Origin of the sequence: Nonomuraea solani (assembly GCF_900108335.1) — a bacterium.
GTDB classification, from domain to species: domain Bacteria; phylum Actinomycetota; class Actinomycetes; order Streptosporangiales; family Streptosporangiaceae; genus Nonomuraea; species Nonomuraea solani.
Map to the genome: position 1 here is coordinate 113,193 of NZ_FNVT01000011.1, position 14,082 is coordinate 127,274.

Here is a 14,082-nt window from a genome sequence, read left to right on the forward strand (position 1 = left end):
GGGGTCAGGATTCGGGGTGGGCCAGGAATCGGCCGAAACGGCCCTGGTGGTAGAGCAGCGGGCGGCCGGTGTTGTGCACGGTGGCCTCGGCCACCAGGCCCACGACCAGCAGGTGGTCGCCGACCTCGGCCCGCTCGTACGGCAGGCAGACCAGGTGCGCGGAGACGTCGCGCAGCAGCGGGGCGCCCAGCGGTCCCGGCCGCCACCGGGTGGGGGCGCCGAACCTGTCGATGTCCTTGCGGGCGAACCGCGACGCCAGCTCGGCCTGGTCGCTGGCCAGGATGTTGACCGCGAAGTGGTCGGCGGCGGCGAGCTGGGGCCAGGTGGTGGAGGAACGGTCCACGTAGAAGGAGACCAGGGGCGGTTCGAGGCTGACCGAGGAGAAGGAGGTGGCGGTGAGCCCGACGGGGATGCCGTCGCTCTGGGCGGTGATGACCACGACTCCGCTGGCGTGTACGGCGAGCGCCTGCCTGAACTGGTCGGCGGCGACCACCCTGTCGGGGAGTGTGTCGGTCATGCGGGCACCCCCGTCCGGAGGGCGCGGTGGTCCGAGGTCACTGATGACACGATCACGAGAGAGTTCCTCACGGGAGAAGGCATGCTCACGCCGCTCGACGGGAGCGGGGAGAAGGAGTCGGCGGCGTGGGTCCACGCCGGGGAGGCGGACTAGTCCGTGATCAACGACACTGTGCGCTGGCGACGTGGCAGAAGTCCACGTGGGAGCGCTTCGTGAGTCGGGAGCCCTTGCTCATGTCATCGACGCTAAGCCGCGAATCCGGATAAGTCAATATTTCCTACTTGTTTTAGCGGAAATCACCGTAGGGCCGGTGAGGGTCGTGACGACCCTCACCGGTCCTTGTCAGCCGTGCCCGGATTCCAGCGTGTCCGGGCCGCCTGGGATGCGGAACAGCACGAAGAAGGCGGCGACCAGGGCGGTCCAGCCGGTCTGGTGGGCCGCGCCGAGCCCGGCGCCGTTGTCGCCGTGGAAGTATTCGTGGAACTGGACCAGGTCACGCCAGTGCGGATCCTGCTGGAACCGCTGCTGGCCGCCGTACACCGGGCGGTTCCCGGCGGTGTCGCGCAGGAAGATCCTGGTGAGCCGGTCGGAGATCTCGTTGGCCACCTGGAACAGGGTCATCCTGGTGCCGGAGCCGGTCGGGCACTCGACGGTGAACGAGTCGCCGTAGAAGGCGTGCAACTGGATCAGGGCCCTGATGATGAGGGCGTTGGTGGGGAACCAGATCGGGCCGCGCCAGTTGGAGTTGCCGCCGAACATCCCGGAGTCGGACTCGGCCGGGAGGTAGGCGACGCGGTGGCACTCGTCGCGCACCCAGAACTCGTACGGGTGCTCGGCGTGGTGCCGGGACAGCGAGCGGATGCCGTACGGGCTGAGGAACTCCCCCTCGTCCAGCAGGCGGCTGAGCAGGATCCGCAGCTTGCGCTCGTCCAGCGGCGACAGCAGCGCCCGCCCCTCCCGCGCCTGGTCCTGGCTCGCCAGCCCCGACAGCTCGGGATGCCGTCCGACGAACTCCCGCACGCGCTCGGTCACCCTGGCGATGTGCGGCCCGCCGGTGTCGATGAAGGTGGTCGAGGCGCACAGCGGCAGCAGCCCGACGAGCGAGCGCACCCGCAGCCGTTCGGCACTGCCGTCGGGCAGGAACAGCACGTCGTAGAAGAAGCCGTCCCGCTCGTCCCACATCTCCTCCTTGAGGTCGCCGACGCGATCCATCGAGGCGGAGATCCACAGGAAGTGCTCGGCGAACTTGACCGCCATCTCCTCGTAGACCGGGTTGCGGGGGGCGAGCGTGAGGGCGATCTGCAGCATGCACTGGCTGTAGAAGGCCATCCAGGCGGTGCCGTCGGCCTGCTCCAGCCGGCCGCCGGTGGGCAGGTCGGCGCTGCGGTCGAACACGCCGATGTTGTCCAGGCCGAGGAAGCCGCCCTGGAAGACGTTGCGGCCCTCGGGGTCCTTGCGGTTGACCCACCAGGTGAAGTTGATCAGCAACTTCTGGAACACGCGCTCCAGGAAGTCCAGGTCGGTGCGGCCGGTCAGGGTGTGTTCGAGGTTGAAGATGAAGTCCGCCGCCCACGCCTGCACCGGCGGGTTGACGTCGGAGAAGTTCCACTCGTACGCCGGGATCTGGCCGTTCGGGTGCAGGTGGCGCTCGTTGAGCAGCAGTTCCACCTGCTCCTTGGCGAAGCCGAGATCCACCACGGCCAGCGCGACGGTGTGGAAGGCCAGGTCCCAGGCGGCGAACCAGGGATATTCCCACTTGTCGGGCATGGAGATGATGTCGTTGCTGGACATGTGGTACCAGGAGTGGTTGCGGCGCGTGGTGCGGCTCCACGGGTCCAGGCCGTGCTCGTTCAGCCAGAGGCCGACGTCGTAGTGGTAATACTGCTTCGACCACAGCAGGCCCGCCAGCGCCTGCCGCATGACCAGCGCCTCGTCGTCGCTCGTGCCCGGCGGGGTGATCCCGGCGTAGAAGGCGTCGGCCTCCTCGCGCCGCTCGCGCAGCACGTCGGTGTACGTCTGGCCGAACGGTTCCGGCGTCTGACCGGCGGCCAGCCGCAGCCGTACGGTCTTCGTCCCGCCCGCCGGGATCGTCAGGACGTAGTGGGCCGCGGCCTTGGTGCCGGTGTGCTCGGGGTTCACGGCGTCCTGCTCGCCGTTGAGCACGCACCGGCCGATGGCGTCCTTGACGTACGGGGAGGCGCTCCGTCCGCCGAAGACGCGTTCGTGGTTCGTCTCGTTCTCGGTGAACAGCAGCGGCGGGCCGCCCTCGCAGTGGAGCCGGTACGTGCCCAGGTCCGCGTGCTCCGCCTGGACGACCCCCGGGCCCGGCGTGGTCAGCCTGGGCTTGGCCGAGCCGTCACCCCAGGACCAGGTGTTGCGGAACCACAGAGTCGGCAGCACGTGCAGCGTGGCCTCCTCGGGCCCCCGGTTGACCGCGCGCACCTCGATCAGCAGGTCCTCGGCCGTGACCTTGGCGTACTCGATGAACACGTCGAAGTAGCGGTCGCCGTCGAAGGCGCCGGTGTCGAGCAGTTCGTACTCGAACGCCTTCTTGTCGCGCTCCCGGTTGACGGTCACCAGGTCGTTGTACGGGAAGCGCGCCTGCGGATACTTGTACAGGTAGAGCATCCGGGAGTGGGTGGGCGTGCTGTCGAGGTAGAAGTAGTGCTCCTTGACGTCCTCGCCGTGGTTGCCCTCCTGGTTGGCCAGCCCGAACGGGCGCTCCTTGAGTATCGGGTCGCGTCCGTTCCACAGCGCCACCGACAGGCACAGCCGCTGCTGGTCGTCACTGATTCCGCCGAGGCCGTCCTCGCCCCACCGGTACGCCCGCGACCGCGCGTGGTCGTGCGGGAAGTACGACCACGCGTCGCCGGACAGGCTGTAGTCCTCGCGGACCGTCCCCCACTGGCGTTCCGCGAGGTAGGGGCCCCATCGCTTCCAGGCCGACTCGGTCTGCTGCAAACGTGCTCGTTCAGCGTCCATGTCCGGTTCCCGTCTGAGGTGGTAGCTGCCGTACCTCGATGAGTTCGAGGCCGAGCGCGTCGATACGCTACCCACGCGATCGGCCCCGGCGCCTCGCCCTCGGCCGCCCAGGAGATCGCGGCGATGGTCTTGCCCGCCCCCGGTGGCCCGGTGATCACCGTCAGCGGGCCGCGCGTCCCCTTGCGCAGCCGCTCGGTGATCCGGGGGCGCGCGATGACCCAGGACGGCTGCGCGGGGATGCCCATTCAGCCTCCCGTTGGTGACGGGCAGGCCGCGAAGAGCGGGCGGGTGCCGGTGGGCCAAGCCGCCGGGTCGGTGAAGCGGCAGCCGTACACCGGGTTCGCCACCGTGGCCGGGTCGGTCACGTCGTCACCGGCGGGGCGGGGGCCGCCGCGCTGCCACCGGACCAGGTCGTCCCAGGCGGCGCCGACCTCGGCATCGCTGAACTCGCAGTGCCCCACCGACCGGATCGCCCGCTGCACCAGCAGGCCGCCGCGCCCGTGCCGGGACACGTCGGCCCGGTAGTACTGCTCCATGGAGAACGGCACGAAGTTGTCGCCCAGGTTGTGCAGCGAGAGCACGGGCACATCGATCCGGCCGGAGACGACGGGCACGGCGGTCAGCCGCTGCGTCCTGCGGGCCGCCGCGTCCACGGGCGGCACCCGCCGCACGGTGACGTTGACGTTGACGGGCACGGCGGGACGGTAGCGCGTGCCGAGGTTCGTGCCCACCCTGCCCGGTTCCTGAGCCAGCGTGCCGCCCTCGTCCGGACCGGCCAGCTCGAACAGGAAGTCCTTCCAGTACGCGAAGGCGGCCTGCGCTCCGGGGCGTTCACCGCCGCTCTGGTTGACGACGATGGCACGGAACTGCTCGCCCAGCGCGTTCGCGGGCTCGGGCCCGGTCAGCCCCAGCCGCTCCTTGATCTTCGGTACGGCCGAGGTCAGGTAGTCCGCGGGGAACGGGAACGCGGGCACGTCCGCCAGGTCCTGCGCGACGAGGTGGTAGTCGATGAAGAAGTCGAACAGCTCGTGGTCGCCGAGCACCCCGCACATGGGCAGGGCCGCGGCGTAATAACCCGGGTACTCCTCCAGCGAGCGAACCGTGACATGCCCGCCCATGGACACCCCGGCCAGGAAGGTCCGCCGCGGCTTGCCGATCACCCTTCTGAAGTGATCGGCCAGGTCACGAGTGCTCCGCACCCCGGCGCGCACGTCGTAGTCGTTGCCGTAGTACGAGGACGATGCCCAGGCGTAGCCCTGGTCCAGGAGCCGCTGGCGTAAGCCGTACGGGGGCGGGTCCACGGTGAGCACGCGCGTGGGGCCGCGGTACCCATGGGCCCACATCAGCAGCGAGCCGTTCCACCGGGGCGGCACCTCGATGTCGAAGGCGGCGTGACCGTGCACGCCCTGCACGACCCGGCTCGGCCGCCCACCGACCGTCGCGGGCGCCAGTGGCGGGTTGTCGATCGTGTAGCCGGGCAGCGGCTGGTCGTCCGGCACCCGGTCACCGGTCGTCGCGTCCGCCGCGGTGCCGAGGCCGGTGCCGAGCAGCACGACGGACAGTGCCATGGCGGACAGGGTCAGGCTCCGACGGCGCATCGGTCATCACCTCCGGTGGACGATGATTCGTTCATACGCCGAAGGGCTTGACGGAGGAAGGGCCCTCACCCGCAGTGGGTGATTACCGGCTCCGAGGGCGCGGCGACGCTGTGGGCACCCGAGGGGAGCCGTCGCATGGCGAGACTCGATGCTGAGACAACGCCCGGTGCTTCTGGTGCCGGACCGACGCGAGAAGAGCGGGTCGCGGCGGGCAGAGCCCTTCCGCGCGTTCCGGCGGGCCTCGTACGTTAGGGATGCCTTAAGGAATCCGTAATCGCGTTCCGTCAGGCTGCGGGCACAGAACAGACCACGACAAGGAGCGGCGAAATGGCTAGCAAGCTGGTGGTTGGCACCTTCCTCTCACTGGACGGCGTCATGCAGGCTCCCGGTGGGCCCGGCGAGGACGACACCAACGGTTTCCCGCACGGCGGCTGGGCCGCGCCGCACGTGGACGAGGGGTTCGGGCAGATCATGGGCGAGGTGTTCGAGCAGGCGGACGGCATGCTGCTGGGGCGCAGGTCGTACGACATCCTGGCCTCGCACTGGCCGAACGTGCCCGACGAGGAGGGCGGCGCCAAGATCAACAGCATGCCCAAGTACGTCACCACGCGCACCCCGATGACCGCCGACTGGCGTAACACGCGGGTCCTGGTGGGCGAGGCCGCCGAGACGATCGCCGAGCTCAAGAAGAGCACCGACGGGATGATCCTGGTCCAGGGCAGCAGCGACCTCGTCCATGCGCTGCAGCGGGCCGAGCTGGTCGACGAGTACCGGCTGCTGATCTTCCCGGTCGTCCTCGGCGAGGGCAAGCGCCTCTTCGCCGAGGGCACCGCACCGGCCGGCCTGAAGTTCACCGGCTCAAGGTCCACGGGCGCCGGCGTCGTGTACGTCACCTACGAGTGGACGGGCAAGCCGACCTACGGCTCCGTCGCCTGACCGGCGTGAACGACGCGGTGGTGCCGTCGGAGTGGCGCTTCGAGGCCGAGGCGCCGCCTGACGGCACCCTCCGAGTCGTCCAGGAGCCCGTGCCGCGACCGTTCCGCGTGACAACCGGTGGCGGGGTCGTGTGCGCCGTGGGGACTGCCGGAGACCGAGACACCCCAGCGGCGCCGGTCCCCGATCCGGCGCCGCTGGGGTGTGGATTTCCGTTAGACCGTTACTTCTTCTCCTCCATGGTCACCGTCACCGTGCTCTCCTTGCCGTCCCGCTGGTAGGTGAGCTCGACCTGCTGGCCGACCTGGTACCCCCGCACCTGGCCGACGACGGTGTCCCCGCCCGTGACCGCCGTGTTGCCGATCTTGGTGATCAGGTCCCCCTGCTTCAGCCCGGCCTTCTCGGCAGGACCACCCTTGGTGACCTCGCGGACGAGCGCGCCGGACACGTCGCCGCCGGCCTCGGCGAGGCTCACCCCGAGGTACGCGTGGCTCACCGTCCCCTTGCTGATGAGCTGGTCGGACACGTGCTTGGCGGTGTTCACCGGGATCGCGAAGCCGAGGTTGACGCCGTCGGACGCGACCGCGCTGTTGATGCCGACCAGCTCGCCGGCCGCGTTCACCAGGGCGCCGCCCGAGTTGCCCGGGTTGATGGCAGCGTCGGTCTGGATCATGCCGCCGAGCGTGGTCGTCTCCGACGCCTGCTCCTGCCCGCCCATGCCCGGCGGCAACTGCTGCCCGCCCCCGCTGCCGGCGGTCACCGTACGGTCGAGGGCGCTGATGATGCCCGAGGTCACCGTGCCGTCCAGCCCGAGCGGGCTGCCGATGGCCAGCACGTCGTCGCCGACCTTGAGCTGGTCGCTGTCGCCGAGCGTCACCTTGGCCAGCCCCGACACGCCCTCGGCCCGGATGACCGCCAGGTCGGTGGCCGGGTCGGTGCCGACCACCTTCGCCTTGGCGGTCTTGCCGTCGTTGAACTTCACCGTCAGCTCGCCGCTCTGCCCGGCCACGACGTGGTTGTTGGTGAGGATCAGCCCGTCCTCCGACAGCACCACCCCGGAGCCCTCGGCGCTCTGCCCCTGGATCATCACCACGGACGGCTGCACCTTCTCCGCCACCTGCGCGACCGTGAACTTGTCGGAGGCGTTGTGGAACACCGGGCTCGGCACGGTGGTCTTGGTGACGGCCGGCACCGGCCGGCTTCCCCCGGCGAAGTACGCGCCCACCGCCCCGCCGCCCAGCGCCGCCGCCGACAGGGCGGTCACGGCGGCCAGCGCCAGCCCGGCGATCGCCTTGCGGGTGAGGACGAACCCGGCACGCTGCGGCGGTGGAGGCGGCGGCGGGGCCAGCGGGCTCCGGGGGGCGAATCCCCCCGCGGAAGGCGGCGTGTCACCGAACTGGCTCCAACCACTCGCTCGCTGCTCGCCCGGCTCGTTCGCGTCCATGTCATCTCCTCAAGTGCCGATGACAACAAGAGTGGGAGATGGTGCGTAAATCCTGGTTAAGCCCAAGATCCCACCTCTCGGCAGGCCCTGATGCCCGCCTTATCGCCGCTGGCAGCGGGTGATCACGGTGGCCGGAAAAATCTTGGGACCGGGTCCGGACACGGCCATTGCCGACCGATCCGCCGCGAGGTACCAACGAGTCCACCGCACACGCTGTCCGTGCTGCTCCGGTCGCACGCGCCGTGCGACTCGTCGCTCGGCCGGCGGCTCGACGGCACGTTCGAGGTACGCGACCTCACCACGGCCTTCGCCCAGGGAAGCGGGATGCGGCGCGGAGTGCACGCCGGCGACTTCGTCTGGCACGTCGGCGACATCACGTTCACGGTCTTCGAGGGCGCGGGCGCGCCGAGCCCCGGCACGCAGGTGGTCACCTGGGGCGGCAGCACCGGGCTCATCCTGAACAGGGCCGCCTCGGTGCTGTTCCCGGCTCCGATCGGCCAGGTGGAGGTCACGCTCGTGCACTTCTCCCAGCCGGCGCGGGTCACGGCCTTCGACTCCGGGGGCAACATCGTGAGCACGGTCACCATGACCGCGCCGCCGGGCGTCACCCAGACGATGACGCTCAACGGGCCGGACATCGGCAAGCTGGAGATCGAGTGCCCGCAGGGCGAGACCCTGCTGACCCGCCTGTGCCCGGCCCCTGCCGGGACCGGGCACAGCACCTCCTAGTACCTGAGTCTGCGCAGGTAGCGGTATCCGATCTCCGCCGTGCGCCGGGGCGTCACGTCGGGGGTGTCGTTCTCGACGATGTACTCGTTGACCTCGTGCGCGTCGAAGACCCGGCGGAAGTCGATGGTGCCGGTGCCCAGGTCGGCCATGTCGCCGTCCAGGTGCCGGTCCTTGACGTGATACTGCAGCACACGCTGCGGCGCCCGCCGGATGACGTCGATCGCGAACCGCACCGGGTCGCGGGCGCCGCGCCCGACGCCGCCGGTGACGGCCCAGTAGATGTCGATCTCCAGGTGGACCAGTCGGGGGTCGAGCTCGCGGGTGAGCACGTCCCATGGGGTACGGCCGCCGCCGAGGTCGATGGTGAACTCGTGGGCGTGGTTGTGGTAGCCGTACCGCAGTCCGGCCTTTCTGGCGGCGGCGGCCTCCACGTTCATGCGCTCGGCCCAGCCCTTCCACTCGTCCAGACTGGTCGAGTTCAGGTAGGGCACGACCATGTACTTCTGGCCGAGGGTCACCGCGTTGGCGATCTTCGTCTCCAGCCCGGCCTGGTCGGTGGTGAGGCCGTCGTGGCTGGAGCTGGCGCGGATGCCGAGGCCGTCGAGGAACTGGCGCAACTGCTGCGCCGTACGGCCGAAGTAGCCGAGCGCCAGCTCGACCTTCGGGTAGCCGATCTCGGCCAGGTAGGCGAGCGTGGTGTCGTAGTTCTGGGCGAGGTCGTCGCGGACGGTCCAGAGCTGGATGCTGATCTGGCCGGGCGGAACGCGGTCCCGGCCGTGGGGGTGCGTCGCCGCGGCGGCGGGTGCCGCCCCGGCGACGGCGGCCGCCCCGAGTCCGAGGCCCGCCGCGGCGAGCAGCGAACGCCTGCTGGGGCCGTAGCCGTAACACATGAGCGATCTCCCTAACTCGTGGGCTCGAGTACGACCTGGGTGCTGGTCGTCAGCGGCGGCAGGCCGCCGGTGCCCGGGTCCGTGTAGCTGGCCACGAACACTCCGGTGAGGTTGTCTCCCGGGTCGTGGCCGCCCGGCAGGGTCGTCTGGATCGTGCCCGTGCAACCGCGGGCCGTGGTCTGCGGGTGGCCGTGCTCGTCGTGGCCGAGGATGTAGTCGACGGTCACGTTGGCGCAGTTCACCGGCTGGTCGTCGGTGACCTGCACCTCGAACTGCACGAGGTCGCCGAAGGCGAACGGCTGGCCGGCGACCGGCCTGACCATCGTCACGACCGGCGCGGCGTTGCCGACCACGATCCGTACCGACGTGGCCGCGGACATGCCGGCGGTGTCGGTGACCCTGAGCGTGGCGTTGTACAGACCGTTCTCCCGGTACGTGTACGTCGCCTGGGGGCTGCGCGAGTCCACCCGGCCGTCGGCGTTGAAGTCCCACGCGTAGCGGAGCCTGTCGCCGTCGGCGTCGGTCGTACCCGTGCTGGTGAAGTTGACGGTCAGCGGCGCGAGGCCGGCGGTCACCGAGGCCGCGGCCACCGGGGTGGGCGTGTGGTTGCCGGTGTTGCCGATGTAGTCGATGCGGGCGAGCTGGGCGTCCGGGTTCTCGCTGAAGAAGCCGTCGCCGTACTCCAGGACGTAGAGCGAGCCCTCAGGGCCGAACTCGATGTCCATCGGGTTGTCGAAGACGAACGAGGACAGCACGTCCTCGATCCGCCCGTCACGGTGGAACGCCTTGACGTAGTCGCGGGTCCACTCGTAGAAGAGCGGAACTTCGTCGTAGTACTTGGGCCAGGCCGTCGCCGTGCGGCCGCGGGTGTTGCGGACGTCGAAGTCGTACGCGGGGCCGGCCATCGGGCCGATGCCGCCCGTGCCCAGCGCGGGGAACTCGGCCGACGCGCCGTAGGAGTACCAGACGTCCGGCTGGACGACCGGTGGCAGCGCGCGCAGGCCGGTGTTGCGGGGTGACTCGTTGACGGGGGCGGCGCAGTTGAACGTCGCGCCCGACGTCAGGGTCGCGAAGTCGTAGTCGACGTACGGGAGCCGCGCGGTCGCGCAGTAGGGCCACCCGTAGTTGCCGGCCTTGCGGACGATGGTCCACTTGCCGGTTCCCGACGGGCCGCGCGCCGGGTTGGCCGCGCGCGCGTCAGGTGAGTAGTCGGCCACGTAGAGGTCGCCGTTGCGCCGGTTCAGCTCGATACGGAACGGGTTGCGCCACCCCATCGCGTAGATCTCCGGCCGGGTGCCCGACGTGCCGGGTTTGAAGAGGTTGCCGCGCGGGATCACGTAGGACCCGTTGTCGCGGACCTTGATGCGCAGGATCTTGCCGCGCAGGTCGTTGGTGTTGGCGGAGCTGCGCTGGGCGTCGAACGCCGGGTTGCGGTCGGCCCGCTCGTCGATCGGGGTGTAGCCGTCTGACTGGAACGGGTTCGTGTCGTCGCCGGTCGACAGGTACAGGTTGCCCGCGGCGTCGAACACGATGTCGCCGCCGACGTGGCAGCAGATGCCGCGGTCCACCGGTACGTCCATGATGCGCTGCTCGGTGCGCAGGTCGATGGTGGCCGCGCCGAAGCGGAACCTGGACAGCCTGATCAGTCCCTTGAAGGGCGCGAAGTCCGCCGGTGTGCCGGTGAACGGGGCGTCGCCCTCGTTGACGTTCGGCGTCGCCGGGTTGTCGACCGGGGTGTTGAGCGGGGGTGAGTAGTAGAGGTAGACCCAGTCGTCCTTCTTGGAGCCCTTGCCGAAGCCGGGGCTGAGGGCGATGCTCTGCAGTCCTTCCTCGTCGTGCTGGTAGACGGTGAGCTTGGCGGCCAGCGTGTTGAGGCCGGTCTTCGGGTCGTGTAACCAGACCTCGCCCTTCCTGGTGGTGTGCAGGACTCTGGAGTCCGGTAACACCGCCAGGTCCATCGGCTCGCCCGGGTTGTCGTTGAGTGTCACCTTCTGGAACTGACTGTCGGGAGGCGGGGCTTGAACGGCTTGTTGTACGGCTGCTGGTCCGGCTGTTTCCTCGGCTTGTACGGCCGCGGCCGGCATGAGGATCGCCGCAGCAGTCACGGCCACGAACGCGGTTCTCACTCGCATGCCTCTCTCCTTCGGTCTACTCGGGGAACAAGAGAGGGCAAAGTAACGTGAATGTAACCCGAGTTACGCCGATCGAGGAGGGCCTAATCCCACTCAATCGGCCACCTTTCGCCTTCAATCGGACTAAGTGCCGGGACTAGGGGCATCCCTGGGGCCGTCCCTGGGGCCATTTCCCGCAGGCCGGAATAGCGTTCGAGGAGCTGGAGCCGGGCATCTTCGAGATCAGGACGAGCAGATGGCCTCTGTGCGCATCGACTTCACCGATGGCTTCGACGACGACGAGCTGATCGTCAGGGTCAACGGCGAGATCGCCTTCCACCGGCTGGACGTGAGCACCAGTCCCCTGATCGGGCTGGCGGACTCCGTCGAGCTCACGCTGCCGCCGGGCGAGCGCGCGGAGGCGGAGATCGAGCTCCCGGGGCGCGGTGCGGCCACCCGCCTGGACCTGCGCGAGGCACCCCAGATCGCCGTGTCGGTATCCGGTTCCACGCTGTCCCACACCGCAGGAACGGAGTTCGGCTACGGCTGACCCCGTGTGTCGCGCCCGGCAATGACGCCGAGCGAGGAGGACCGATGTCCATTCCATCCGAAGAGCCGCGTATCGCCGAAGAGCACGGCACCCCCGACCCGATGTCCGCCTACACCGAGAGCGCCCAGGAGAAGGCGGAGCCCCCGCTGCCGCCATGGTTCTGCGTACGCCTCGGGCCCGTCAGCGGCCGGTATCAGGGCTACCAGACCACCAACAGGACCAGCGCCCTGGACTGCCGCGTGGACATCGATCCGCGCGGCGGCAACTCGCCGGTCACCAACCGCGTCAGCGGCGACTTCCACGACGTGTTCACCATCCAGTTGCCCGGGCGGCCGCCGATCATCTGGCGCCGGTACCGCGAGTCGTGGATCATCGACGCGCCGCGGGCCCACTGGAGCCGGTGCGACGTGACGATCACCGGTGAGGTGCGGTTCTGGAAGGGCACGCACCCGCTGACGCAGGCGCGCATCAGAATTCCCTGGGGCACGCTGACCCCGGCCGGGCCCGCGGAGATCACCTTCAGCGAGAACGGGGGCGCCGTCAGGACCTACCACTGCCCGCGCACCTCGGTGAACTTCCGCGAGATGACGCTCGAGGTCGACGTCTGCAACTCCGTGAACGTGGCTCCGCAACTGCCCGCCTATCACACCCACGCCCACTCCAACCGGCCGGCGAACGTACCGGGCAGGACGATCACGGTCGAGAGCGCGTACCAGGAGGCCGGGGTCGGGCTCACGGTCAACACCCCCGCCCACACGATCTTCGACGACGCCAACAGCTCCTTCAGCACCTGGTCGGCCCCCGAACTGCACGACGCCATGGAGACCGCCTTCAGCCAGTTCGCCGGCGGCTGGCCGCGCTGGAGCATGTGGGGCTTCATGGCCGGCACCTTCGACAACTCCGGCGTCGCCGGGATCATGTTCGACGCGGCCGCCGCGTTCGGCGGGGCGGGCGAGGCTCCGGAACGCCAGGGCTTCGCGCTCTTCCGCCGCCACTCCTGGTTCAACAACCTGCCCACGGGCGCCCCCGCCAACGACGCCCAGGCCGCCGCGCTGCGCGACTTCCTCTACACGTACGTGCACGAGGCCGGTCACGCGTTCAACTTCCTGCACAGCTGGGACAAGGGGCGGCCGGACTCCCTGTCGTGGATGAACTACCCCTGGCGGTACGACCTCCGCAACGGCACGGACACGTTCTGGAACCGGTTCCTGTTCCGGTTCGACGACCAGGAGCTCATCCACATGCGGCACGGCGACATGGCCTCCGTCATCATGGGCGGCGACGCCTGGTCCAGCGGCGGCCACCTCGAACAGCCGCAGGCCAGCGAGGCGTTCTCGGTCATCGAGGGCCAGCCGCCCGTCGAACTGCTGCTGCGCGCCGAGCCACCCGTGTACGACCTCATGGAACGCGTTACCGTCGAGGCCCGGCTGCGCAACCTGCTCAACGTGCCCATGGAGATCGACACCAACCTCGATCCCGCGTACGGCTCCATGTCGGTCTTCATCCAGCGGCCGGACGGCAGGGTGCACCGGTTCGAGCCCATCATGTCCGTGATCGGCATCCCGGAGACGGCCACCCTCCAGTCGACCGCCACGGCCACGACCGGCGACGACCGCTACAGCCACGAGATCGACCTCACCTACAGCCGCGCCGGGTTCATGTTCACCGACCCCGGCACGTACCGCATCCGGGCCACCTACCACGGCCCCAGCGGCATCCTGGCGATCTCCAACGTCCTCACCATCCGCGTCCTCACGCCCGCGTCGCGGCAGGACGAGATCCAGGCCGCCGACTTCTTCACCGACCAGGTCGGGCTGAGCATCGCCCTCGGCGGCTCCGCCTCGCCGCACCTGTCCAAGGGCCTCGAAACCCTGACGGAGGTGGCGCAGCGGCACGGGGACCGCCTGATCGGCGCGCGGGCGGCCGAAATCCTCACGGGCGCGTACGGCCGCGCCTTCAACCGCGTCACCGACTACGAGCAGGGCACGCTGTCCCGCGTCAAGGAGGCCGAACCGCAGCGGGCGATCGAACTCACCCAGCCCGCCCTGGACCTCTACCGCAACTCCTCCGACCGCCGGCTCAACCTGGCGTACCACAACCTGGTGCGCAAGCGCGCGGACCTGCTGGCGGAGGCGGACAACGCGGAGCAGGCGCAGCGCGAACTCCGCGAACTGCACGACACGCTCGAACAACGCAAGGTCCGCCCGAACGTGCTGGACCAGATCCGCATGCGCCAGGAAAAGACCTGACCCCTACCGACCCCGGGCCCGCCTCACCACCGGGCCCGGAGCCACAACCCGGTCAGCCCCACCGAACCCTGCGCACTAC

10 protein-coding genes are annotated in these 14,082 nt (G+C 69.6%); 4 read left to right on the forward strand and 6 right to left on the reverse strand.

From position 1 onward, the window contains the following. Positions 1 to 4: 4 nt before the first annotated feature. From C4V41_RS33830 to C4V41_RS33840, 3 genes are all read right to left on the reverse strand, one after another. Positions 5 to 517: a flavin reductase family protein gene (locus C4V41_RS33830; RefSeq protein ID WP_103960048.1), complete on the reverse strand. Its 513-nt coding sequence runs from the start codon at positions 515 to 517 to the stop codon at positions 5 to 7. Between the two features lie 342 nt (positions 518 to 859). Beyond that, entirely contained in the window at positions 860 to 3,499 is a 2,640-nt protein-coding gene (locus C4V41_RS33835) for an MGH1-like glycoside hydrolase domain-containing protein (RefSeq protein WP_146103892.1), read from the reverse strand. 245 nt (positions 3,500 to 3,744) lie between these two features. Continuing rightward, positions 3,745 to 5,097, reverse strand: coding sequence for a hypothetical protein (locus tag C4V41_RS33840; RefSeq protein ID WP_103960050.1), 1,353 nt, complete (start codon positions 5,095 to 5,097; stop codon positions 3,745 to 3,747). 327 nt (positions 5,098 to 5,424) lie between these two features. Between C4V41_RS33840 and C4V41_RS33845 the strand changes: the two genes are divergently transcribed. After that, positions 5,425 to 6,033 carry a dihydrofolate reductase family protein gene (locus C4V41_RS33845; protein ID WP_103960051.1) on the forward strand — a complete coding sequence of 203 codons (609 nt, stop codon included), beginning with the start codon at positions 5,425 to 5,427 and terminating at the stop codon, positions 6,031 to 6,033. Positions 6,034 to 6,253: 220 nt separating this feature from the next. Here the strand turns inward: C4V41_RS33845 and C4V41_RS33850 are convergent, their stop codons facing one another. Beyond that, positions 6,254 to 7,474, reverse strand: a complete 1,221-nt coding sequence (locus C4V41_RS33850) for a S1C family serine protease (protein ID WP_103960052.1) — start codon at positions 7,472 to 7,474, stop codon at positions 6,254 to 6,256. Positions 7,475 to 7,693: 219 nt separating this feature from the next. On the opposite strand from C4V41_RS33850, the gene C4V41_RS33855 reads away from it, so the two are divergent. After that, a complete protein-coding gene (locus C4V41_RS33855) occupies positions 7,694 to 8,203 on the forward strand; it encodes a hypothetical protein (RefSeq protein WP_103960053.1) in 510 nt (169 codons plus the stop codon). On the opposite strand, the gene C4V41_RS33860 is transcribed toward C4V41_RS33855, so the two are convergent. Beyond that, complete coding sequence (locus tag C4V41_RS33860; protein WP_103960054.1) at positions 8,200 to 9,093, reverse strand: sugar phosphate isomerase/epimerase family protein; 894 nt, start codon at positions 9,091 to 9,093, stop codon at positions 8,200 to 8,202. The genes C4V41_RS33855 and C4V41_RS33860 overlap by 4 nt on opposite strands. 11 nt (positions 9,094 to 9,104) lie before the next feature. Further along, positions 9,105 to 11,225, reverse strand: coding sequence for a PQQ-dependent sugar dehydrogenase (locus C4V41_RS33865; protein ID WP_200824421.1), 2,121 nt, complete (start codon positions 11,223 to 11,225; stop codon positions 9,105 to 9,107). Positions 11,226 to 11,460: 235 nt separating this feature from the next. On the opposite strand from C4V41_RS33865, the gene C4V41_RS33870 reads away from it, so the two are divergent. Next, a complete protein-coding gene (locus C4V41_RS33870; protein ID WP_103960055.1) occupies positions 11,461 to 11,754 on the forward strand; it encodes a hypothetical protein in 294 nt (97 codons plus the stop codon). Positions 11,755 to 11,798: 44 nt separating this feature from the next. Then, positions 11,799 to 14,003, forward strand: coding sequence for a hypothetical protein (locus C4V41_RS33875; RefSeq protein ID WP_103960056.1), 2,205 nt, complete (start codon positions 11,799 to 11,801; stop codon positions 14,001 to 14,003). Positions 14,004 to 14,082 lie beyond the last annotated feature (79 nt).

Bases quoted from the DNA above. Each gene is read 5' to 3' on its own strand.
- C4V41_RS33865 (WP_200824421.1), bottom strand. From the start codon at position 11,225: ATGCGAGTGAGAACCGCGTTCGTGGCCGTGACTGCTGCGGCGATCCTC.
- C4V41_RS33860 (WP_103960054.1), bottom strand. From the start codon at position 9,093: ATGTGTTACGGCTACGGCCCCAGCAGGCGTTCGCTGCTCGCCGCGGCG.
- C4V41_RS33850 (WP_103960052.1), bottom strand. From the start codon at position 7,474: ATGGACGCGAACGAGCCGGGCGAGCAGCGAGCGAGTGGTTGGAGCCAG.
- C4V41_RS33845 (WP_103960051.1), top strand. From the start codon at position 5,425: ATGGCTAGCAAGCTGGTGGTTGGCACCTTCCTCTCACTGGACGGCGTC.
- C4V41_RS33875 (WP_103960056.1), top strand. From the start codon at position 11,799: ATGTCCATTCCATCCGAAGAGCCGCGTATCGCCGAAGAGCACGGCACC.
- C4V41_RS33830 (WP_103960048.1), bottom strand. From the start codon at position 517: ATGACCGACACACTCCCCGACAGGGTGGTCGCCGCCGACCAGTTCAGG.
- C4V41_RS33870 (WP_103960055.1), top strand. From the start codon at position 11,461: ATGGCCTCTGTGCGCATCGACTTCACCGATGGCTTCGACGACGACGAG.
- C4V41_RS33835 (WP_146103892.1), bottom strand. From the start codon at position 3,499: ATGGACGCTGAACGAGCACGTTTGCAGCAGACCGAGTCGGCCTGGAAG.
- C4V41_RS33840 (WP_103960050.1), bottom strand. From the start codon at position 5,097: ATGCGCCGTCGGAGCCTGACCCTGTCCGCCATGGCACTGTCCGTCGTG.